The sequence below is a fragment of the Pontibacillus sp. ALD_SL1 genome (assembly GCF_017355605.1).
In genome coordinates, this window is record NZ_CP062974.1 from 2,715,531 (window position 1) to 2,738,253 (window position 22,723).

General features: G+C 39.5%; 19 protein-coding genes. 1 reads left to right on the forward strand and 18 read right to left on the reverse strand.

Annotated elements, in window-relative coordinates:
* Positions 1-256: 256 nt before the first annotated feature.
* The gene (locus IMZ31_RS13830; protein ID WP_207527903.1) at positions 257-688 is read left to right on the forward strand and encodes a YslB family protein; all 432 of its coding nucleotides are present in this window, start codon (positions 257-259) and stop codon (positions 686-688) included.
* Here IMZ31_RS13830 and IMZ31_RS13835 read toward each other — a convergent pair.
* From IMZ31_RS13835 to polX, 18 genes are all read right to left on the reverse strand, one after another.
* Positions 669-2,120: a glycosyltransferase family protein gene (locus tag IMZ31_RS13835; RefSeq protein ID WP_207527905.1), complete on the reverse strand. Its 1,452-nt coding sequence runs from the start codon at positions 2,118-2,120 to the stop codon at positions 669-671. The two genes, IMZ31_RS13830 and IMZ31_RS13835, sit on opposite strands and share 20 nt — an antisense overlap.
* Before the next feature lie 88 nt (positions 2,121-2,208).
* Entirely contained in the window at positions 2,209-3,144 is a 936-nt protein-coding gene (locus IMZ31_RS13840; protein ID WP_207527906.1) for an FTR1 family iron permease, read from the reverse strand.
* A gap of 21 nt (positions 3,145-3,165) precedes the next feature.
* Positions 3,166-3,915 carry a hypothetical protein gene (locus IMZ31_RS13845; RefSeq protein WP_207527908.1) on the reverse strand — a complete coding sequence of 250 codons (750 nt, stop codon included), beginning with the start codon at positions 3,913-3,915 and terminating at the stop codon, positions 3,166-3,168.
* A 357-nt stretch (positions 3,916-4,272) separates the two neighbouring features.
* A complete protein-coding gene (locus IMZ31_RS13850; RefSeq protein WP_207527909.1) occupies positions 4,273-5,004 on the reverse strand; it encodes a glycosyltransferase family 2 protein in 732 nt (243 codons plus the stop codon).
* Entirely contained in the window at positions 5,001-6,470 is a 1,470-nt protein-coding gene (locus IMZ31_RS13855; RefSeq protein WP_207527914.1) for an alkaline phosphatase family protein, read from the reverse strand. Before IMZ31_RS13855 ends, IMZ31_RS13850 begins: the two co-directional genes overlap by 4 nt.
* Positions 6,471-6,474: 4 nt before the next feature.
* Positions 6,475-7,407, reverse strand: coding sequence for a lysylphosphatidylglycerol synthase transmembrane domain-containing protein (locus tag IMZ31_RS13860; protein WP_207527915.1), 933 nt, complete (start codon positions 7,405-7,407; stop codon positions 6,475-6,477).
* Positions 7,397-8,335 (reverse strand): NAD-dependent epimerase/dehydratase family protein, encoded by a 939-nt coding sequence (locus tag IMZ31_RS13865; RefSeq protein WP_207527917.1) that lies wholly within the window; start codon positions 8,333-8,335, stop codon positions 7,397-7,399. The genes IMZ31_RS13860 and IMZ31_RS13865 overlap by 11 nt, the downstream gene beginning before the upstream one ends.
* A gap of 153 nt (positions 8,336-8,488) precedes the next feature.
* A complete protein-coding gene (locus IMZ31_RS13870; RefSeq protein ID WP_207527918.1) occupies positions 8,489-9,721 on the reverse strand; it encodes a hypothetical protein in 1,233 nt (410 codons plus the stop codon).
* Between the two features lie 621 nt (positions 9,722-10,342).
* A complete protein-coding gene (uvrC, locus tag IMZ31_RS13875; protein WP_207527919.1) occupies positions 10,343-12,151 on the reverse strand; it encodes an excinuclease ABC subunit UvrC in 1,809 nt (602 codons plus the stop codon).
* Positions 12,152-12,314: 163 nt separating this feature from the next.
* Complete coding sequence (gene trxA, locus IMZ31_RS13880; RefSeq protein ID WP_036784544.1) at positions 12,315-12,629, reverse strand: thioredoxin; 315 nt, start codon at positions 12,627-12,629, stop codon at positions 12,315-12,317.
* Between the two features lie 172 nt (positions 12,630-12,801).
* A complete protein-coding gene (locus tag IMZ31_RS13885; protein ID WP_188651177.1) occupies positions 12,802-13,782 on the reverse strand; it encodes an electron transfer flavoprotein subunit alpha/FixB family protein in 981 nt (326 codons plus the stop codon).
* 27 nt (positions 13,783-13,809) lie between these two features.
* Complete coding sequence (locus IMZ31_RS13890) at positions 13,810-14,583, reverse strand: electron transfer flavoprotein subunit beta/FixA family protein (RefSeq protein WP_207527921.1); 774 nt, start codon at positions 14,581-14,583, stop codon at positions 13,810-13,812.
* 17 nt (positions 14,584-14,600) lie between these two features.
* Positions 14,601-15,374 carry an enoyl-CoA hydratase gene (locus IMZ31_RS13895; RefSeq protein WP_207527923.1) on the reverse strand — a complete coding sequence of 258 codons (774 nt, stop codon included), beginning with the start codon at positions 15,372-15,374 and terminating at the stop codon, positions 14,601-14,603.
* A gap of 14 nt (positions 15,375-15,388) precedes the next feature.
* Complete coding sequence (locus tag IMZ31_RS13900; RefSeq protein WP_207527924.1) at positions 15,389-15,985, reverse strand: fatty acid metabolism transcriptional regulator FadR; 597 nt, start codon at positions 15,983-15,985, stop codon at positions 15,389-15,391.
* A gap of 134 nt (positions 15,986-16,119) precedes the next feature.
* Complete coding sequence (locus IMZ31_RS13905) at positions 16,120-17,835, reverse strand: long-chain-fatty-acid--CoA ligase (RefSeq protein WP_207527925.1); 1,716 nt, start codon at positions 17,833-17,835, stop codon at positions 16,120-16,122.
* 285 nt (positions 17,836-18,120) lie between these two features.
* Positions 18,121-18,528 (reverse strand): DUF350 domain-containing protein, encoded by a 408-nt coding sequence (locus tag IMZ31_RS13910; protein ID WP_207527926.1) that lies wholly within the window; start codon positions 18,526-18,528, stop codon positions 18,121-18,123.
* Positions 18,529-18,545: 17 nt separating this feature from the next.
* On the reverse strand, positions 18,546-20,897 hold the full coding sequence (locus IMZ31_RS13915) for an endonuclease MutS2 (protein ID WP_207527927.1): 2,352 nt from the start codon (positions 20,895-20,897) through the stop codon (positions 18,546-18,548).
* Positions 20,898-20,919: 22 nt separating this feature from the next.
* Positions 20,920-22,638 carry a DNA polymerase/3'-5' exonuclease PolX gene (gene polX, locus IMZ31_RS13920; protein ID WP_207527928.1) on the reverse strand — a complete coding sequence of 573 codons (1,719 nt, stop codon included), beginning with the start codon at positions 22,636-22,638 and terminating at the stop codon, positions 20,920-20,922.
* Positions 22,639-22,723: the final 85 nt, after the last annotated feature.

Below are 22,723 nucleotides of genomic sequence, written 5' to 3' on the forward strand. Positions count from 1 at the left end.
CTAAACCCTTAAAAAAAGGGAACAAACTCGAGCGTTCCCCTAATTTATCTGAAAAAAATGCACAATTTATGTCACGTATATTGTACTTCTATCCATGGTAAGCGTCAAGAAAACAAGTTAATAAATTGGTTGATTGTGGTTTTTGTTTTCTGGTTCAACTCATAAAAACATCATCTTTACACTCTTTTCAGAAAGAACATATTGCAGAGAACCGTGCCCCCTGCAATAATGAAAAGAGCAGAGAGGATGAACATAAATGAATGAACAAATCGCCAACTTATTTGATGAATACAGTGATGTACCCTCTTCTTTAATCGGGCATGAGGTACTGAGAAATCAACTTTTACCAGATTTGTTAGGTAAAGAAAAAGATACGATCTTATATTTTATGGGGAAAAGCTTGGCTCGAAAATACCCTTGTGAATCGATTGATGAAATCGGAACATTTTTTGGAGCAATGTCCTGGGGTGAGCTTTATTTAGAGAAGGAAAAAAAGAAAGAATATCAATTTACTCTTTCTGGCGAACTAACTCAAAAAAGATTAAAGTATAAAACCCCATATAATTTTCGGTTAGAGGCTGGCTTTTTAGCAGAACAAATTACATTGCTATTAGGTACGACAGCCGAGTGTGCTTATGAATGTAATAGTAAAAAACAAACGTTATCATTTACCGTGATGACGACTTAATCCATTTAAATAAAGTAATATCGCTATAAACAGGATCAAATAAGGAATCAGAATCGAATTGTTTAACAGGAATAAAGGAGGACGTATCTACTCCTTGTTGAGAGAACCCACGAACAACACGTTCTGTAACATAAACCGTTTTCCCTTTCTCTCGTTGATTCTTTGCATCTTGTTCAAAAAGAGCATACGTTTGAACCTTTTTAAATGCTTTTGATACTCCTACATACTGCAACACCCGCTCTTCCTCCCAAGTATATATTTTTAAGGGTTCAGATTGTCGCTCAATATATTGTGCCAACTGATAAGTCGCAGGTAACTCCGTTGCCTGCTTTTCTACGTATTGTATACTTAAAGTGGTTTGAACAATCAGTAGGATTGTACTAATCCACAACACTCCTCTATTTCTTAATTGAAGCGTGCGCATAAGAAGGATCGCTATAAGTAAAACCACAACTGGTATAATATGCCTTGGTTTATCTACATTCTGAGCAAAGAATGCCCAGACCATATAAGCAATTAACAAACTCCACCATAGCTTCCTAGAAGAAAGGCTCAGAGGTCGAGAAACTATATATATAGCGAGTGTGCTATATAATAACAGAATGACAACAGTTTTGAGTGAAAGACCCACCCACAAAATATTTCCCCATAAAAATGTAATCGCACGCCTAAAGAACGAATCTTCTTCAGTCGCTATGGATCCACCCCATCCAGTAAAATGACCTTTAACAAATTCAGTAGCAATATATTCAAAGCTACCAATACCTCCAACCGACAAAATTAAAGGATAAATCCAAAAGAGCTGAAAGATAATAGCGACCCCTGCTTGTTCTATAACATGAGCCCCCCCTTTTTCTTTCCACCTTTTGTACCAAATAATCAAAACACCAATACTCAAAGGCAAATAAGAAAGTCTTACACCCATTAGAATGCTAAATAACAAAAGGGAGAGAAGGTCAAAACTATACTTTCCTTTCTCAATCGCTAGAACAAGGCTCCATATGTACCACCACATCAACGTAAAGGCCATCCCCTCAGACATTGGAGAGGCTATAATTATATTTAAAAATGGAACTGATTGTGATAATGCAACGGCAATCAGCGCTCTCCCTGTAGAAAGATAACGTTTATAGATTAGCCACATTGGAATTATAGATGACAAGGATAGCACGCTATTCCATACTGACAGGGCCAAGGCAGGATCATTCACAAAATTCTCAAGAAGCATACCACCTAAAATAAAATACGGATAGCCCGGGAAATGTGGTTGCATATCCAGAAGGTTAAACGATTGAACGCCTAACGCGAAATCCACTGCATCCCAGCTTCTTGCGAAATCACTACTATAATGAATACGAGCAAGCACAACCACTAATAAGCATAAGGCTGCGATGCCTGAGCTGCTTTTTTCTAAAAATCGGAATCTCTTCATGAACTTGTTCCCTTCTTGCAATTAGATACGAAAAAACCCGCACATATGGCGGGTTTCATAGAGTTAGGTTTATGAGGGGAGGATAGGCTTAAGCTACGGTTTGATCCACTGCTTTAGACTTCTTTCTTCTAAAGAGTGTGAAGTCCTTGGCATGTAACATGTTTGCACCAATAATAAATGCAAAGTACAACCAATATGCTGCGATTTGTTCAACAGTTGGATTATGACTGTATCCAAACATGGCAGCCATAAACAAACCAATCTGACCACTAATCATTACATCATTACCTGTATCACGCTCAAAATGCATCTCGTCTTGATAGTGCTCTGGCATAAATTCTACGATATTATAAACCGCTTTAGGAGTCCCTTGTACTGTCTCATATACAGAACCCATTTTCCCTAAGTCCTGCAGCATTCCTACTCCTTGCACCAATAGTCCAGCAGCAATAAACATAATTAATACTCCTGTAACTCGGAAAAACGTTTTTAACGAGAACTTCATGGTCCCAGTGAAGAAAAGATATCCTAATATTAATGCAAGCATTAAGCCGCTAAGAGCTCCATAACTTGTAAAGACTTCCTGGATATCGCCACCACTAATAGCAGCAAAGAAGAACACGGTCTCTACGCCCTCACGTAGAACAATTAAATACGTATGAAGAATGAGAGCTGTCACACTCCCTGCCGTCACGGCAGCATTGATTTTCTTTTGCATGTCTCCATTCACGTTCTTCGATTCTTTCTTCATCCACATGACCATGTGACTAAGCAAAATGACTGAAGCAAACAGAATACCTATTTTCAAGTATACTTCAGATCCAAAGCTAGCAAAGCCAGTAAAAATAACTTGGAATAACAAAGCAACTCCAAAGCTACTTAGCAGTGCAAAAAATACACCTGCGAACACCCACGGATGGTACTTCTTCGCATCTAAGCGCGTTAAATAACTTAAGATCAATCCAACTATTAATATGGCTTCTAATGCTTCTCTTAATGTAATCAAAAAGGCTTGAAAATCCATAGTTGTTCTCCCCCTCTATGCCTACTCTTTCTTACGATTTTTCATTCTGTTAAAGACAATTAGTAAGATAAATAAAACGACAAGACCGATTGAAACCCACTTCCAAATAGGGTTTGACTCTCCATCTTCTCCACCAAACAGTCCTAAGTTTTCTTCTGTTAAGTTCGCATTATTATCCTCTTGATCAGGAACTGGAAAAGCTTCTTTTAGAGAAGTGTTGATCGCTTCTATTTCACGTTCAAACGTCTCTTGGTCACTTTGCTGATCACCAATTCCAAATAGACCTGGATTGCCTAAGGATTGCAAGGCTTGATCAAAAGAGTCATAAATGGATTGAGCGGCTTCTTCCCCTTGATCATCTTTAAAGGAAGGTTGTAAGACGTCAAAAGTACCTCGCGCTTTAGCGAGTAATAATTTTGCCTGTCCATAATCCTCAAACTGTTCCTGAGCGAAATGAAGACGACGCTCTACATTCAACCGTAGTGCTGTACGATAACTTTTTAAAAGCAACTCTTGGTCTTGATTTTCGAGCGCTTCCTCTATGTAAGGAACCGTTTGTTTAAAGTATAAGTTAAATTCTTTATCGTATGTTTCAATTACTTGTTCGGCTTGATCCCAATCATCAGCTTCAACGTATTGTTTCACTTCTTTATAAGCTTCAGCGAATTTTTCTTCACCTGGGTCCCCATAAGAATAAGCAGCTGTATTGAGTGGATCAATAATTAGTAAACTAAGTGTAAGCGTTATAATGGAAATGATAATCTTTTTCATTTGAGACCTCCTACGATAATGATAATGATTATCAACGTCCGCGTCAAGCAGAGTTCAGCATTTTTTTACCTATTAGATGGTTTTCTTTAAGTTAAACAATAACAGAGATCTCTGGTAATTATTATTCTGTTCCATATAAGCCCCTTATATGGAAGACTCAAAGTTGAGATGTTTTAGCTGGTAGGGACCGTTACTTTTGATGAGTGGTTTCCAGGCCCACCTTACACTCAATTAAAGCAAACAGAAACAATCTCCCATCTTCGAGTCTTCAAGATTACTGCCCTATTCTTGAATAGCATATTATTAAAAAAGGTGACAGGGGAAACGACTCGTTTCCCCTGTCACCGCATCGCTATATCAAGTCCACTCTTCATTACCCTGAGTTTTAGTGAATGGTATAGGTTTTCGCCTCATTTCACGATAAATCGCAGGTAACACAGAGCTCATATAAGCTTTAAATTTAATAAAGGATTCACCTTTTTTTCGAACTTGATAATTGATAGGGATTTCTTTCATACGGAAGCCTTTTCTAACAATATTGAGGGTGACAACTTGGGCATAATTGTAGTCATGGATAATTTCAGCCTCTTGTAAAACCTCTTTAGAAAAAGCTCTCATACCAGATTGCCCATCATGAATCCACCTTCTCAAGAGAATGGATTGAAGAAGGGTGAAAGCATAGTTCCCAAGGCGTCGGTGTACCTTCATCCCATCAATGGTGCCAAGAAACCGGGACCCCATAACATAATCAGCCTTACCGTCCAAAATAGGCTGAATGACATCAGGGATTTGACGGCCAGGGTATTCCAAGTCAGCATCAATCATAACTCCGATATCTGCTCCTAACTCTAAAGAACGTTGAAATCCTTGTCTGACAGCAGCCCCTAATCCTTGATTTGTTTCATTTTGATAAACCGCATCAACTCCTGCTCGTTTAGCTAGTTCAACGGTATTATCTTTAGAACCATCATCAATGACAATAATCTTCACTTCCACATCACTCCCCATTTTACGAGGAATCGTTTGAATCATTTCCACTATACAATCTTCTTCGTTGTGAGCAGGTAAAAACACGACTACCTTTTTCATGATGCTGGGTCCTCCTTCTTCTCCTTCTGCCGATGCGTCAATACTTCACCACGTGAATGATCAGGGAAAGGTGCTCCAAGTAAATGTGCGATCGTTGGAGCTAGAGATACAAGACTGTGCTTCTTCTCCACACGTTTCCCCTTCTCAATAGTTGGGCCTGTCATGAAGAAAGGAACAAAGCGTTCTCCTTCATCAAGGTGACCATGACCACCTATACCATCAGCTTGACCATGATCAGCGCAAATCATGAGAGTAGTATTCTCCATAAACCCTTTATCAGTCAACCATTCTACGTAGTCTTTAACAAGCGTATCTGTTTCTTCTATTTTTTCGATATAATCATCGTATAACACACCGCGACTATGTCCTGTTTGATCGGTACTTATCAATTGCATGATAAACAGTTCCGGGTTTTCTTCCTCCATAATTTTCTTTCCTTTTTGAACAATGTTTTGATCCGCAACATCATTATGCATAACAGCTGTTACAGTATCCACATCATCCCCGAACGTATCAACAAGATGCGCAATACCAAGTAATCGCCCTTTCTTATCTACTTTACGCAGGGAATCGAAGATACTTTCAGTTTGTGCTCCGAGCTTCCACACCATGTTACTTTGAATTTTATGTTCAAATGGATAAGTTCCAGTAAACATAGAGGTAAAACAGACAACCGTACGGGCAGGATATACGGTTTCCATTTGAGTATATTCTGTTCCTTGCTGTTTTAAAGAATCAAGGAAGGGTGTATGAGCAGCCTCAAAACGGTCTTTCCTCATTCCATCAATAACAATTACAATGACACGATCATTTGTTGCTTCTTCTGCTTCGTTGTAATTCTCTTTCGTGTAAGATTCATAAGGCTTTGGTTTCCAATCAAATAGAAAATGGTGCAAAATCCACGTAAACACCGCCACACCAGCGTAAAACAGAATAAGCTGATATAAATTGGTGATACTTAGCCCACCCGTATCTAAATGTTGAAACGCATACTCCCATACTCCTAATAGAAGAACAAATTTAGGTATTTGCTCTTGTGCATTCCCACTTGTTGAGTCACTATTCTTTAATACGAGTTTCCAAAATCGCGTAAAATTCCACCATGTTGTACCAATCCTCACATGATAATAAAAAGTTCCCCAAAAGAAAACAGTAAAGAAGAAATATAGACCAATAGCTAATAACCATAACGGCAAATAACTACTTTCGAATATCATTAAAAATCCTACAACCGGAATCCATAAATACGACCTTAATAATAACGGGAAATCAAAATAATAAAACAAGGCCAATAACGGTAAAACGTATATAACACTGATTGCTAACGCCCCAGCTGATGTATTCAAATCATTTAAGTGGTACAAAAGCATCATGCCTATAACAAAAATAGGAGTGAAAGGTTTTCCTTCGTTTAATAAATTCCAGCCTCGTGCTGCTACTTTTTCAAATGATGAAGCTTGTTTCATTGTATTACCCCCTCCTCTTAAACCATCTTTTAACTACGTTGCTTGATACGGGCGTAAGATAAAAACTAAAAATCCCCGTTACATAAGCATAGACAAACTTAAATACATGCGTAATGACGGCAATTGTATAACCCGTCTCAATCGGAACATCTATAAAGGTCAGGGCGTAGCTCTGAACGCTCTCATAACCTGCAATATGACCGGGTGTGACCTGAAACACGCCACTTACGACAGCTACAGATGTCGCCCAAACGGCTTCAAAGAAACCAATACCTTCTATTGCGATTCTACCAACGCTATAAATCGTAAAACCTTCGAGTACCCAACTTAATAGAACGAGACCAAATAATAGTAGCCCTTTTATAGATAGTAATGTAGAAGCAAAATGGACTATAGATCTGAGAATAGATTTCCTTATTGCATGCTTAGCGTGTAAAGGTAGAACGATTACAAATAAGACTATAACAGTCAAGGTAATAATCCCCACATAGAAAAACGTATCCATATATAAAAAAGTGCCGATACCAGCTAAAAGGACAAGCCCTCCTAAATCAAGCACCCTCATGGCCACAACACTACTTATACTTTGCTCCCATGATAAAGGTTTCGCCCCTTTAATCACACCTGCTCTAACAACATCACCTGTTTTAAAAGGAAGAATATGATTCATAAATAGCGCGTAATGTATACCAGACCAGTAAGGAGCAAAGCTTCCTTTTTCACCTATATAGCTCTGCCAAACGTATGCTTTCACACAAAAGGAAAGAGCGTAAGTTGAAATCATTACTCCTAGCCATAATGGGGAATAAATCAATTCCACCGCGACACGTGTAACCGTCTCTAATGAGAAATAATGTACAGTAAGGTATATAAATAAGCCCGATAAAAGGATACCAGCTATTCGAATGATCCAACTGACCATTCGTTTACTTTTCATAGCTCATATACCATTGAACCGTTTTTCTAAGCCCTTCTTCAAACGTGTGCTTCGGCTCGTACCCTAGTAACTGTTTAGCTTTCGTTAAATCAGCCCATGTTTGTTGTACATCGCCTTTTCGAAAGGGGGCATGATTAACCTTCAAATCAGGAAATAGTTCTTTTAGAGACCCGACTAATGCTTCAATTGTGACCGGGTTACCTGAACCAATATTATAAACGTGATTTCCCTTACTATGTTGAAGCGCAAGGCGCATACCATCCACTATGTCATCTATATAGGTATAGTCACGAGCTGTACCGTTCCCAAATACGACGATCGGCTCATCCTGAAGACTTGCTTGAATAAATTTTGGAATCGCCATATCTGGCCTTCCCCATGGCCCATACACTGTGAAGTAACGGAAAACTGTTAATTGGAAACCGTATACTTGTTGATACATATGTGCATATGTTTCTCCGCTCACCTTAGCTGCTGCATAAGGAGAAGAGACATTTTGTATAGGTAAATCCTCACTCATCTTTCCTGACCTGTTTCCGTATACAGATGAAGAAGACCCAAATAATACATGCGATATTCCAGCTTCTCCAGCAAGCGTTAATACGTTAATCGTGGCTTTAATATCTTCATCAACATATTCTAATGGCTGCTCGAATGAATAGGGAACTCCAGGTAGAGCGGCCAAATGGACAACAGCATCAAATGAATGACTGAAAATAGGTGCGCACCTTTCCTTATCTAATAAATCTACTTCGTGAAATGTAAGGTTATCGTAACTAAAGAGTCGGTCTAACTGTTCCTTCTTACGACTGTAGTCATAGTAAGGGTGAAATTTATCTATAATGGTTACATTATGGCTATCTTTTAATAGAGATTCAGCCAAATGTGAACCTATAAATCCAGCTCCACCGGTTAGTAGTATGTTCATATTCTCACCTCGTCAAGACATCTTGTTCATTTTATCACAATTAAATCGTGTTTCGAATAGCCTATGTATAGTTAATAATCCCATTAAAAAGATCCTGTAACTTAGATCTAAGTTACAGGATCTTCTTTATCGTTTGATCTTTTCTCAAGAAGATTACTTTACAAGTTGGTCTAATGTAGAAACAATTTCTTGACCAAGTTGCTCTGCTTCTTCAGCATTCTCGTTACTTACTGCCTCTAACCAAGATTCTGCTTTTTGAAGTGTTTCCTTGGATTGCTCTTCGCCAAGCGTTTCTGTCATAGACATTTCAATTGCCTTTGTAAACATGTTTGCTTCAAGAGCTTCTGTACGAGCTTTCGTAATGTTTCCGTTTTCCACTTCTTCAACTGCTTCAGTATGATAGCCTTTTATTTTCCCTACAAAAGCTTGAACAAATAAGTCATTTACTTCATCCGCTTTAATTGTAGTTGGTTCTGTTTGATCAAGGCTGAATAAAGTACTAATTTGCTTAGCGGCTTCTTCGTCTCCAGAAGAAAGTGAACCTTTAATAGCTTGATAGAAGCCCCATGCTTCTGCTTGTTCAACAGTCAGCTCATCATTTGAAGCACCTTCATTTGCTGCCTTTTCAATCTTTTCAGCATAAGACTGAGCTGCTAAGAAATAACTGCGATAAATTGATTTGTCTGTAATCTGTTTGTACACACCAAAGTCATCTGCATTCCCAGCTTGTAGTGCTTCTTGTTGAGTCGTTAAGCCAGCATTGATGTTCTGCTCAAGACTTGAGTCCCCTTCTAATTCATAATAGCTGTCACGCTTCACAGCTGTAGGGATAAACACTTCGTTAGCTAGGAATTTAAGCTGGTCAAACTGTTGCTGAGCTTTTTCTTTTGTTCCTTCTTCTAGCTCTTTAGCAATTTCACCATGCATCCCCTTTTGCTTTTGGTAGAAGTATGATTGAGTCGTTTTATCAATGATTTGACGAGCTGCATTCTGTTCTAAAGAACCATCTTTCCCTGCAGATATAGCAGCCGTGATCGCCTGATCAAATTCGCCGTTCACACTTGTTAAAGAGGGTTGAAGTTCCGCTGTATATGTATCTTTAATCATGTCCCAGTTAACTTCTTGGTCTTCTTTCATCTTACCTAGTTCTTTTGTAATATCTTTATAAGCTTGAACCTGATCTTCAATGGAAGCAGTTTCAGCTTCTTGGTTTTGATCTTGTTCTTTTTCCTTTTCTTCTTGTTCGTTCTCTTGCACTTCTTCTTGCTGTTCAGAGTTTGTTCCTTCTGACTCATCTTCCCCTTCACTATCACCAGCACATCCTGCTAGAACAAGTGAAAACGATAACCCCGTGAATAGTAGTGTTTTCTTAAAGCTAAATGGCATATGTAATCCTCCCAAATGAAAATGATTTTCAGTGATGTTCTGTTATGTATTATATAGAGAACGATTCTCAATGTCAATGAGAACTTTTTTCATTTACAGTGTATAATACATCCTTTTATTTACACTTTCGATCATCGTTGCCTTATTCCAGATATGGACAGGATTGTTGAAGACTCACAGTTGAGTGAGTATTTCCGTTTGCTTTATATGAGCGTAAGGTTGGCCTGGAAACCACTCGCTTTCCTGTGGGGAGCTGGTGAGCCTCCTCAACCGGCAAAGCCGGTCTCCGGGGTCTCACCTAGGCTCTTCTGCCCACGGGAGTCTCGCAGTTTCCAGGCCAACCTTTGCCATATAAGGATAAACGAAAACATGCCATATAGGGTGACATCAGATCTCCTAATGCGAACGCGAGGCCGTTCACCTCTATTAAAGCCAGGGCTTGCTCGGGGACGGCGAGACTTCCGCGGGAAAAGGAGCCTAGGGAAGACCCCGCAGGAAAGCGAGATGTCCCCGAGCAAGCCCACGCACTTATAGACGTAACGGCCTCTTTCAGCTAAAGAGGGGACTATATGGAATAAAAAACGCCTTCTCCTAATCTAGGAGAAGGCGTTACATCACAAACTATTCAAGGGTTTCTTCCTCAGTTTCCTCTTCTGCTGGTTGATTAAGATAATCAAGGATGGTTTGAGCAAGGGGGCTTGGTACACCAAGCTTAGTTAAATCTTCAACTTTTGATTCTCTGATGTGCTTAACCGATTGAAAATGACGTAACAGAAGCTTACGCCTTTTTTCGCCTACACCCGGGATTTTATCAAGCTCAGACTGGATCGCACCTTTTCCTCTTAATTGACGGTGGAACGATATAGCGAATCGGTGGACTTCGTCTTGCACACGCTGAATTAAGTAGAACTCCTGAGACTGACGGTCCATCTCTACAACAGCGGGAGGATCGCCATAAAGCAATTCACTTGTTCTATGCTTATCGTCTTTGGCTAGTCCACAAAGGGGGATATCAAGACCCAATTCATTTTCAAGAACATCTGTTGCTGCTGACATTTGTCCTTTACCACCATCTACTACAATCAAGTCAGGGAGTGGCAACCCGTCTCGTATAACTCGCTTATAACGCCTTCTGATGACTTCACGCATCGTATCGTAATCGTCAGGACCTTGAACGTCTCGAATTTTATACTTACGATATTCTTTTTTCTCCGGTCTTCCATCAATAAATACCACCATTGCTGAGACTGGATCTGTACCTTGAATGTTGGAGTTATCAAAAGCTTCGATACGGTGAGGCGTTTCAATGTTCAACTTCTCCCCGAGTTCTTCAACAGCCTTTATCGTTCTTTCTTCATTACGCTCTATTAAAGAAAACTTTTCTTGTAACGCGATTTCGGCATTCTTCATTGCTAGTTCGACAAGCTCTTTCTTTCTGCCTCTCATCGGTATCGTTACATCTACTTCTAACAATTCTTTCAAGACGTCACGATCTGCTCCTACCGGGATCAAAACTTGCTTAGGTTTTGGGTGATTTTGGTGCAGATAAAAACGCCCTATAAAGCTTAGAAATGTTTCTTCTGCATCATCAAAAAACGGAAAGATGGATACATCACGTTCAATAAGTTTCCCCTGTCGCACAAAGAACACTTGCACGCACATCCATCCCTTATCATAAGAGTACCCGAAAATATCCCGATCAACTTGATCATTTAAAGTCATCTTCTGTTGCTCCATGACGGATTCGATGTGCTGAATTTGATCACGTAACTCTTGGGCTCTTTCGAAGTCTAAGTCCTCTGAAGCTTTGTACATCTTCGACTGAAGATCTTGCTTTATATCCTTGAAGCCCCCACTTAAAAAGCGTGCAATCTCATTCACAATATCTTGGTTTTGTTGCTTGGTGACTGTGTACTCGCAAGGGCCGAGGCATTGATGCATATGATAGTAGAGACAGACTCGGTCAGGCATTGTATTGCATTTCCGCAACGGATACAGTCGATCAAGAAGTCGCTTCGTCTCTCGAGCCGCGATTACGTTTGGATAAGGCCCAAAGTACTTGCCTTTATCCTTTTTCACTTTTCTTGTCACGATCAGACGGGGGTGTCTTTCTGCAGTAATTTTTAAGTAGGGATATGTTTTATCATCTTTTAATAAGACGTTATATTTAGGGTCATATTTTTTTATTAAATTCATTTCTAATATAAGCGCTTCTATTTCAGAGGAGGTTACAATGTACTCGAAATCCACGATTTCTTGGACGAGACGTTGTGTTTTCGCATCGTTTGCTCCTGTAAAATAGGAGCGGACTCGGTTTTTTAACACTTTTGATTTACCTACATAGATAATCGTTCCATGTTTATCTTTCATTAAATAACATCCTGGCTGATCTGGAAGGACAGCGAGTTTTTCTTTGATGTTATCAGACACGTTTCATCACTCTCCCAAACTACAAAACGATATTTATAGCTCCTTTTCCCACTTCTACCTTCTACGTAACACAACTAATGTGTTTCTAAGATGCGGAATACTACAAAAAAATTGCTCATTATTGAAAAAACAGCCTGATGACTCAGGCTGTTTTCTTCAGTGCTTATGCGTGTTTGTTAACTAGTTCTACTAGTTGTTCTTTTGGTTGGAAACCAACTACTTGATCAACTACTTTACCGTCTTTGAAAAGAAGTAGTGTTGGGATACTCATAACACCGAATTTCCCAGCAGTTTCTTGGTTTTCGTCAACGTCTAATTTAACAATTTTTACTTGATCGTTCATTTCAGCATCCATTTCTTCAAGAACTGGAGCGATCATTTTACAAGGTCCGCACCAAGGTGCCCAGAAATCTGCTAAAACTAAACCTTCACCTGTTTCTTGTGCGAAGTTTTGATCAGTTGCATGTGTAATAGCCATGTGTATTCCTCCTCAATTGCATGTAAATCGAATATGTCTAAAGTATATCACTTCAACAATTCCCTGGCTAATAATCTGTTTGTAGATAGCTTCCCCGTAGGCATGCCATTTATTCGTAACCAGCACACCTAAAAAAGGAAAAGGTGCTACAAAGAGCACCTCTAGAGAATGGTTATGCATTTACTTTAATTTGTTTGATCTCTTCTGTCAATTTAGGTACAACATCAAAAAGGTCTCCGACTATTCCATAATCCGCTACATTAAATATATTTGCTTCTGGATCTTTATTAATCGCTACGATAACTTTTGAATTCGACATTCCCGCTAAGTGTTGAATTGCTCCTGATATACCGCACGCAATATAAAGGTCTGGTGTTACCACTTTACCGGTTTGACCAATTTGCAATGAGTAGTCACAGTATTCAGCGTCACATGCTCCGCGAGAAGCACCGACAGCACCGCCTAATACTTCAGCTAGTTCTTCTAATGGTTTAAACCCGTCTTCACTTTTAACACCGCGCCCCCCAGCAATGATGACATTGGCTTCTGATAGGTCGACTCCTTCAGTACTCTTACGAATAACATCTTTAATGACAGTCCGTAAATCTTTAATATCGACTTCTCTAGCTGTTACCTCACCAGAACGTCCTTCGTCACGATCAAGTGCCTTAATATTGTTAGGTCGAATCGTAGCAAAAATCAAACCGTCTGTAATGATTTTTTTCTCGAAAGCCTTACCAGAGTAAATTGGACGAGTAAAGACGATATTGTCACCCGTTTCTTCGATGTTTACGGCATCAGAAATGAGACCGGTTTCAATTTTACTTGCAAGTTTTGGGGTAACATCTTTCCCTATAGCAGTGTGTCCCATCACAATACCTTCAGGACTCTCATCATCAATTACAGCCATAAGCGCCTGGCTATAACCTTCAGAAGTATAAGATGCTAATTGATCGCTTTGAACCGTAACAACGCGATCCGCTCCGTAATAAATCAACTCTTTACCCATATTTGTTAAATCGTCTGAACCACATAATACACCAACAATTTCCCCGCCATCACTCATTGTTTTTGCAGCTGCAATAGCCTCGAATGAAACGTTACGTAATGCCCCTTCACGAACTTCTCCGATCACTAATACTTTGCGACTCATACAGATTCCCCTTTCGTTGACAATGATTTATAGTACTTTCGCTTCGTTTTGCAGTAAAGAAACAAGCTCTTTCACTTGGTCGTCTACTTCTCCTTCTAATACCTTTCCTGCTTCCTTTTCAGGAGGAAGATAGATTTCAATTGTTTTTGTTTTCGCTTCTACGTCATCTTCATCAAGGTCTAAATCATCTAATTCAAGCTCTTCTAAAGGTTTCTTCTTCGCCTTCATTATCCCTGGAAGAGATGGGTACCTAGGTTCGTTCAAACCTTGTTGACATGTAACAAGCAACGGTAGAGAAGTTTCTAATTTCTCAACATCTCCTTCAACATCTCGCTCAATTTGAGCCTTATCTCCGTCTACTGAGATGCTTGTAATCGTTGTCGCACAAGCAAAATTCAAACGTTCAGCTAGGCGCGGTCCTACTTGCCCACTCGCTTCATCAATCGCAACATTTCCAGCTAGGATCAGATCCGCTTCTTTATCTTCGAAGAAAGATTCTAAAATCTTAACAGTCGTATATTGATCTCCACTTTCAAGGTCGTCTTCTGTGTTAATTAGTACAGCTTTGTCTGCTCCCATTGCCAACGCTGTTCGCAGTTGTTTCTCAGACTCTTCTTCGCCTATTGTTACAACAGTTACTTCACCACCATGTTCATCCCTCAATTGAATCGCTTCTTCAATCGCATATTCATCATAAGGGTTGATGATAAATTCTGCTCCTTCTTCCTCAATACGTCCTCCGTCAATCTGAATCTTCTCTTCAGTATCAAATGTTCGCTTCATTAATACATAAATGTTCATCATATAACCTCCTAAGACTATTGATCATTAAAGTTTGGTTGACGCTTCTCAATAAAAGCCTGCACGCCTTCTTTGGCATCTTCATTGCCAAAGACCTTCCCGAATTCTTTTGCTTCTTGCTGCTGTCCATGTTCATAAGTAGAAGTAATTGTATGAGGGATCAGTCGCATAACAGCTTCAATGGAAGGACCACTCTTGGCGGCCACTTTACTTGCTAGTTTCATAGCTTCTTCTTCTAAATCATCAAATGTAACCGCTTTATTAGCAAGCCCAGCTGTATACGCTTCCTTACCTGTGATTGGCTCCCCCGTTAAGATCATTTCGTAAGCTTTGGCACTACCAACATAACGCGGAAGTCGCTGTGTACCAGCAAAACCAGGGATAATACCTAATGATAGTTCAGGTAATCCAAGCTTAGCATCCTCTGTCACAATCCTCATGTGACATGACATGGCTAGTTCTAGCCCGCCGCCCAATGCTGCTCCGTGGATGGCTGCAATGACAGGAGCTCTAAAATTCTCTATACGCTGAAAGAGCAACTGCCCTTCACGGCCTAAATTACTTAGATCCTCTTGACTTTGAAAGGACGTAAATTCTTTAATATCTGCCCCTGCTGAGAAGAACTTTCCTTCTCCTTTTAAAACGACAGCCTTTAAAGAACGGTCTGCCTCAATCTCATCAAAAGCTGAGGCAAGATCCTTCAAAATATAACTAGCTAATGCATTGGCAGGTGGACTTTGAATCGTAATAACCGCCACGCCTTCTTTTGCTTCTAAATGCAAGTATTCCATATGACGCTCCCTCCCTAGTCTTGTTTAGCATGTATAGTAAGTCCATGTATTAAGAGTTCATGAACTTCCTCCGCTTGCTCAGTAAGGCTGTATTTCTGATCATTCATAACCCAGTTCGTCACCGTTTCGTCTAATGTACCAAATACCATTTGGCGAACGAGTCGTAAATTAAGCGAATCATGAAAGAGACCTTCTGTTTTTCCTTCTTCTACGATGTGATCAATGACTAATAAATAACGTTTTAATACATCATTGATCTTTAAACGTAAATCTTTATTTGATTGTCTTAACTCTAACTGTGTGACAATCGCTAAATGATGATCTTGTGATAATAATCCATAATGAGTTTTTATCATCGCAAGAAGCTTCTCTTTAGCATTCGACTTTGTTTTTATATCTTCCTCTATTTTTTCGATAAATTGCCCCATTTTTTCTTGGAACAACGACACGAGAATGTCTTCTTTATTTTTAAAGTAAAGATAAATCGTACCATCAGCTACACCAGCTTTTTTGGCAATTTTAGATACTTGCGAGGAATGATAGCCATTTTCGGCGATGACCTCTACTGCTGCGTCGATAATCTGTTTATACTTTGGTCGATTTTTATTCATGTGGATCCCCTAACTATACTTTGTAAAATGAATGACTATTCATTCATCTTTTATTCTACAAAAGGATCTGAATTCTGTCAATCTTAATATAGTAGGCTTGTCTCTATTCATTCCAAAGAAAAAGAGCCAGAGGCTCAACTAGTTGTTTTGTTGGATTGGGCAAGCTTTTCTTTCTCTTCATCAACGAGCGAACGTCTTAGAATCTTACCAACCGCTGTCTTTGGCAACTCTGTTCTAAATTCATAAATTCTAGGCACTTTGTATGCTGCAATGTGTTTGCGGCTGTATGCGTCCAATTCTTCCTCTGTAAGAGTTTTATTCTCTTTTAGAACAACATACGCTTTGACTGTTTCACCTCTATAAGGATCAGGTACTCCTGCTACTACAACTTCTTGTATAGCCTCATGCTCATACAGCACTTCTTCAATTTCACGAGGATAAATATTGTAACCTCCAGCAATAATCATATCTTTTTTACGATCAACAATATAGAAGTATCCTTCCTCATCCATGTATCCTAAATCACCTGTTAATAACCATCCATCACGTAGCACCTGATCTGTTTCTTCAGGCTTGTTCCAATACCCTTTCATAATTTGAGGACCATAGACCGCTATTTCTCCAATTTCACCAGGTTCAGCTTCTTCAGTTGTTTCAGGTTTAAATATTTTTGCATCTGTATCAGGCCATGGTACGCCCACACTTCCACTGATTCGTTTCTCCCAAACAAAATTCGAATGAGTAACAGGCGAAGATTCAGAAAGACCATATCCTTCCACTAACTTTCCGCCAGTGACTCGCTCAAATTGTTCTTGTACTTCTGCAGGAAGTGGTGCAGAACCACTAATACAAGCCTCAATAGAAGATAAATCGTATTTCTGTAGGGATGGATGATTTAAAAGTGCAATGTAAATCGTAGGAGCTCCCGGGAATAGCGTGGGACGTTGTTTTTGAATGGTCTTTAGCACATCTTCCACCTCAAATTTTGGAAGTAGCACCATCTTATTACCTAACATGATAGATAAATTCATGACCGAGGTCATACCATAAACATGGAAGAAAGGAAGAATACCAAGGATCACTTCTTCACCTTTTTTCGCTTTGTATAACCAAGCATCAGACATTTGAGTATTGGATACCAAGTTAAAGTGAGTGAGCATAACGCCTTTTGGAAAACCTGTTGTCCCACCCGTATATTGAAGAATCGCCACATCTTCTTTAGGGTCTACACTTACTTCATTTACGATTCCAGAAGCATCTAACATTAAATCTTCCCATACGTGTGTATCGCCCCCATGTTCTGGTTGGACAATAAGTCCATATTGCTTTTTTTGAATAAATGGGTACACAATATTTTTTGGAAATGGTAAGTAATCTTTAATCCCTGTTACGATTACATGCTCAAGGTCAGTCTTTCCCTTAATATTTGATACTCGAGGGTACAGAACGTCTAAACATACAATCATCTTTGCACCCGAGTCTTTCATTTGATACTCAAGTTCGCGTTCAACGTAAAGTGGATTCGTCTGGACCACCACTCCACCAGCTAGCAGAATCCCGTAATAAGCGACAACAGATTGAGGACAGTTCGGTAACATAATAGAAACTCGGTCCCCTTTATTCAACCCTAAATATTGCAGGTAGCTTGCAAATTGCTTCACCTCTAAGTATAAAGACTCATACGAAATTTCCTTCCCCAAAAAGTGAAGCGCTTTCTTTTTTGGGTATTCTTGAGCACTTTCCTCTAAGAATTGATGGATTGGCTTTTCATCATACTTTATAGACTTTGGAATCTCGCTTGGATAATGTTTTAACCACGGACGTGAATCTACATTGTGCAATTCACTCATACCGTACCCCCTCCAATAATAAAAAATAGACTTCTTACCTATATTATAACGATAGTCCCGCTAAAATTGAAAGATAATTTAGAAAATTTAACCGAAAACCTCCCTCTCGATGTGCTCGCAGTTGCCTAAATGAGTCCCCAAATATAAAAAGCTCCCGCTGACTGTGTAAAGTCAACGAAAGCTTTTGGTTAAACGAAAAACACCATATAAATAATTCCCACAATGATAAAAGCGGCGGAAACGATGCCTAAAACTTTTGCTAAAGTTTCCATCTGATTCTCTCCCTTAATTTATGTTTGCACCAATGACAAAGGATAATCCTACCGAAATAACCATTGAAATAAAACCGACAGCCCTATTATCCTTTTCTATTTCATCATCAATTCGAAAGCTTGGGGTCAGGAACTCAAAAATGAAATAACCGAATAATAGCAATACAAACCCATATAAACCCCAACCCATCATTTCTAAAAGAGAATCGTTGTGGAGAATAGAATACCGGAAGATATTCGAAATCCCAAAGATCTTCCCTCCTGTAGCCATAGCTACTGAAAAGTTCCCTTTCTTGATTTGTTCCCAGTTGTTGTATTTCGTTACGACTTCAAAAATCGCAAGGAATAAAACAGCGCAGAGAACAGCAACGCTATATCGTGCTGCTGTCTCTACCAGGGCATGCTCCCAAAAGTTCATCATTCTCTCCCCTTAATCCTTTAACGTAATTCAAAGACGGTAACTCCGCCTCCTCCTTCGTTCATACCTCCTGAACGTGCACCTGCTATAGATCGATGTTGTTTAGCAAAGTTTTCGACTCCCTTACGAAGAGCGCCTGTACCTTTTCCGTGAATAATGTTCACATTTTTATATCCCGCTAAAATGGCATCATCGACATATTTCTCTAAACGGTGTAATGCTTCTTCATATCGTTCTCCGCGAAGATCGAGTTCGGGCTTAACATGATGACTTGACCCTTTAACTGTGGCCATTGGCTTTTGCTTCAATGGTTCCTCACGCTTCACAAATTCAAGGTCTTTAGCCTTTACTTTCATCTTCATAATTCCTAACTGTACCTGAAATTCTTTCTCGTTAACCTTTTCAATAATATGTCCTTGTTGATTTAATGATAAGACATTCACTTCATCACCAGGTTGCAAGGCAGGCTGAGCAGCTTTTTTCTTAGCAGGCTTTTCTTGCTTTTTCTTAGCCAGTTCTGGTTGAGCCTCGTCAAGCATTTTTCGAGCTTCAATCCATTCGTGCTCTTTAAGCTCAGCTTGGCTCTTCATATTACGCATCTCTGATACAATGTCTTCGGCTTCTTGCTTCGCTTTATCAACCGCTTTTTTTGCTTTCTCTTCTGCTTTTTGATAAAGGCCTTCTCGCTTACTCTCAAACTCAGACCATTTTCGCTCTAATTCATCACGTAATTGTTGTGCTTCTTGTAACAATTCTTCGGCTTCTTCATAATCACGATCTGCTCCACGTTTAGACTCTTCTAATGAAGCTATCATGTTCTCAACGCTCTCAGAATCGGCTCCCATGTGCCCTTTAGCGGTTGTAATAATTTTTTCTTCTAATCCTAGTCTTCTTGAGATTTCAAATGCATTACTACGACCAGGTACACCAATGAGCAATCGATACGTTGGCCTTAACGTCTCAACATCAAATTCAACGGAAGCATTAACAACACCGTCTCTATTGAAGCCATATGCTTTTAACTCAGGATAGTGTGTAGTTGCTATTACTCTAGCCCCTCTTCCAACTACATCGTCAAGAATCGACATGGCAAGTGCTGCACCTTCTTGAGGGTCTGTTCCGGCTCCTAGCTCATCAAATAGAACCAACCCTTTATGATCAACTTTTTGTAGAATATCAACGATATTGGTCATGTGAGAAGAGAATGTACTTAACGACTGCTCAATGGATTGTTCATCACCAATGTCAGCGAAGATATTCTCAAAGACGGTAAGCTCACAGCCATCTTGTGCAGGTATTTGTAACCCCGCTTGAGCCATCAATTGACAAAGACCTACCATCTTAAGTGTTACGGTTTTACCACCAGTATTGGGTCCAGTAATTACAATGGATGTGAAATCTTCACCAAGTTCTACATCGTTTGGTACAACTTCATCTTCAGGAATTAGCGGATGGCGAGCTTGCTTCATTTTAATGATCCCTTGATCGTTAATTGTAGGTTTAGCAGCTCTCATTGATTTACCAAAACGAGCTTTAGCAAACATAAAGTCAAGCTGACCTAGTACTTCAACATTTTGATACAATAAATCCTCATCCGCTGCAATCCGTTCAGATAGTTCAATTAAAATTCGTTCTATTTCATGCTTCTCTTGTACTCTGGCTTCTTGTAGCTGATTATTCAATTCCACAACAGCTTGAGGTTCAATAAATAGTGTAGCACCTGAAGAAGATTGATCATGAACAATACCGCCAAAAGAACCTCTGTATTCCTGCTTCACAGGGAGTACATAGCGATCATTACGAATCGTAATGATAGCATCTGAAAGCATCTTACTTTTAGACCTTGTCCATCCGTCCAATTTATCACGAACTTTATTTTCCGTTGTTCGTATGCGAGAACGCAATGTACGTAGCTTATCACTAGCCCCGTCCATAACTTTTCCGTGGTCATCGATGCGGTTTCGTATTGATCGTTCTAAATCATTAAGAGGAACAATTTGTTCAGCCATCTCTTCTAGAATCGGAATTGTTAGCTCTTCTAAGTCCATTTCCTCAATGAACGTCTTCATTTGTTTACTACCATATAAGGTGCTAGCAATATCTAGACATTCTTCTGGTTGTAGCATGCCACCGATACTTGCTCGCTTCACATGTGGGCGAATATCAAATACTCCACCAAGAGGAGCATGTCCTTTTAATCGGAGCACATGAGCCGCTTCGTCCGTATCCGCTTGCCACTTTCGAACCTCTTCAACATCAGTAGATGGTTTAAGCTTCAGAATTTGCTCTTTCCCAAGGGAGGAAGATGCGTGTCCTGACAATTGTTCTATCATTTTATTGTATTCTAAAACATGATAAATTCGTTCATTCATGGTTGTGAACCCCTTTTATTCATTACCTGTTTTCATTTATAAACGCTTTGAGTTGGTCAACAGTCCATGTATTAAGAACTGTATCTTTCTTAAGCCAACCTTTACGACCAATTCCAACGCCCACTTCCATATCTTCTAACATAGAATAGTTGTGTGCATCTGTATTTATAGCTATGCGAACTCCTTCTTCTTGAGCTTTTCGTATATATGAATCCGCAAGATCCAACCGATTTGGGTTGGCATTAAGCTCAAGAGCTGTGTTTGTTTCTTTAGCCCCTTTAATTAGCTGTTCAATATCTACATCATACCCATCTCTTCTTCCAATCAAGCGCCCAGTTGGGTGAGCAATTAAATGAACATGAGGGCACTCAAGCGCTGCTTGCAGTCTTTTCATAATCGTTTCTTTAGGTTGGTTGAAATTAGAATGAATGGAAGCTATAACAAAATCCATCTCTTTCAGAAAATCTTCTGAGAAATCTAATGATCCATCTGGTAAGATATCCATTTCAATCCCTGCGAAAATATGAAAATCTTCCATTGTCTCATTTACTTTTTGTATTTCTTCCCTTTGTTTACGAAGGCGATCTTCATCCAATCCATTTGCAACCCGTAAGTACTTGGAGTGATCAGTTATCGCAATATACTCATAACCTTTTTCTTTTGCTCTTTCGGCCATTTCACGAATAGACTGCGCTCCATCGCTCCACGCCGAGTGCATATGCAGGTCACCGCGTATATCCTTATGTTCAAGCAGTTGTACAGGTTCTCTAAAAGCTTCTACTTCTCCTGTTTGTTCTCTTACTTCAGGGGGAATAAAGTTTAAATTAAAATGAGCAAAGAAATCTTGTTCTGTTTTGAAGGTTTTTACTTCTCCTGTTTCACTGTTTTCCACTCCGTACTCGCTAATCTTCTCGCCCTGATCTTTGGCAAGTTGGCGCATGGCTACGTTATGGTCTTTTGAACCAGTGAAATGATGGAGCGTTGTTGCAAACTCTTCAGGAGCAACCAGACGGAAATCAACAGCGATATCATAACCTTCAGCCAACAGAAGGGATACCTTTGTATCTCCCTTGGCAATAATCTCTTTAACGTTTTCGATTTCCAGGAGTTGATCACGAACCGCTGCATAATCGTTTGTAGCGATAATGAAATCTAAATCCTTAATTGTTTCTTTCATTCTCCTTAGACTTCCAGCTCTCGAATACTGCTCAATGCTCGTCATTTCATCAAGATATCCTTCAATCTTCTTTGCTAATGGTAGCATAATTGCAATAGGAAGTCGTTCAGGGCGTTTTGTTATATCTTCTAAAGCTTGCAGGATTTTTTCTTCTGTTTTCTTCCCAAATCCACTTAGTTCCCGAACTTTGCCTTCTTCACAAGCTGACTTTAAAGAGGTAGCGTCTGTAACGCCTATCTCTTGATATAGTTTAGCAAGCTTTTTACCACCAAGCCCTTGAAGCTGAAGCAATGGCACAAGACCAGCCGGAACTTCCTCCTGCAGCTGATTTAAGGCATCAGATTCGCCCTTTTCAATGAATTCATCAATAACCGCAGCCGTCCCTTTACCTATCCCATTCATCTTTGTAAAATCCTCAATCTCTGATAAGGAACGATCATCACTTTCTAAGGCTTGTGCTGCCTTGCGATATGCAGAAATTTTAAACGGATTTTCCCCTTTCAGCTCAAGATAGACAGCAATCTGCTCCAAGTTCTTAACTAGTTCTTTTTTATCTACTTTCATCATTTCACCTGCTTTTTAGGATATCAATACAAAAGTCTTAATTGAGTAAACCCACCTATTCAACCATTACGTAAAGAAAAAACTT

What these genes read in the sequence shown, in the direction of transcription:
- IMZ31_RS13890 (WP_207527921.1), bottom strand. Translation starts at nt 14,583, where the DNA reads ATGAACATTTATGTATTAATGAAGCGAACATTTGATACTGAAGAGAAG.
- IMZ31_RS13870 (WP_207527918.1), bottom strand. Translation starts at nt 9,721, where the DNA reads ATGCCATTTAGCTTTAAGAAAACACTACTATTCACGGGGTTATCGTTT.
- IMZ31_RS13835 (WP_207527905.1), bottom strand. Translation starts at nt 2,120, where the DNA reads ATGAAGAGATTCCGATTTTTAGAAAAAAGCAGCTCAGGCATCGCAGCC.
- IMZ31_RS13860 (WP_207527915.1), bottom strand. Translation starts at nt 7,407, where the DNA reads ATGAAAAGTAAACGAATGGTCAGTTGGATCATTCGAATAGCTGGTATC.
- IMZ31_RS13845 (WP_207527908.1), bottom strand. Translation starts at nt 3,915, where the DNA reads ATGAAAAAGATTATCATTTCCATTATAACGCTTACACTTAGTTTACTA.
- IMZ31_RS13855 (WP_207527914.1), bottom strand. Translation starts at nt 6,470, where the DNA reads ATGAAACAAGCTTCATCATTTGAAAAAGTAGCAGCACGAGGCTGGAAT.
- polX (WP_207527928.1), bottom strand. Translation starts at nt 22,638, where the DNA reads ATGAAAGTAGATAAAAAAGAACTAGTTAAGAACTTGGAGCAGATTGCT.
- IMZ31_RS13840 (WP_207527906.1), bottom strand. Translation starts at nt 3,144, where the DNA reads ATGGATTTTCAAGCCTTTTTGATTACATTAAGAGAAGCATTAGAAGCC.
- IMZ31_RS13830 (WP_207527903.1), top strand. Translation starts at nt 257, where the DNA reads ATGAATGAACAAATCGCCAACTTATTTGATGAATACAGTGATGTACCC.
- IMZ31_RS13895 (WP_207527923.1), bottom strand. Translation starts at nt 15,374, where the DNA reads ATGGAATACTTGCATTTAGAAGCAAAAGAAGGCGTGGCGGTTATTACG.
- IMZ31_RS13865 (WP_207527917.1), bottom strand. Translation starts at nt 8,335, where the DNA reads ATGAACATACTACTAACCGGTGGAGCTGGATTTATAGGTTCACATTTG.
- IMZ31_RS13905 (WP_207527925.1), bottom strand. Translation starts at nt 17,835, where the DNA reads ATGAGTGAATTGCACAATGTAGATTCACGTCCGTGGTTAAAACATTAT.
- IMZ31_RS13850 (WP_207527909.1), bottom strand. Translation starts at nt 5,004, where the DNA reads ATGAAAAAGGTAGTCGTGTTTTTACCTGCTCACAACGAAGAAGATTGT.
- IMZ31_RS13915 (WP_207527927.1), bottom strand. Translation starts at nt 20,897, where the DNA reads ATGAATGAACGAATTTATCATGTTTTAGAATACAATAAAATGATAGAA.
- IMZ31_RS13900 (WP_207527924.1), bottom strand. Translation starts at nt 15,985, where the DNA reads ATGAATAAAAATCGACCAAAGTATAAACAGATTATCGACGCAGCAGTA.
- IMZ31_RS13885 (WP_188651177.1), bottom strand. Translation starts at nt 13,782, where the DNA reads ATGAGTCGCAAAGTATTAGTGATCGGAGAAGTTCGTGAAGGGGCATTA.
- IMZ31_RS13910 (WP_207527926.1), bottom strand. Translation starts at nt 18,528, where the DNA reads ATGATGAACTTTTGGGAGCATGCCCTGGTAGAGACAGCAGCACGATAT.
- trxA (WP_036784544.1), bottom strand. Translation starts at nt 12,629, where the DNA reads ATGGCTATTACACATGCAACTGATCAAAACTTCGCACAAGAAACAGGT.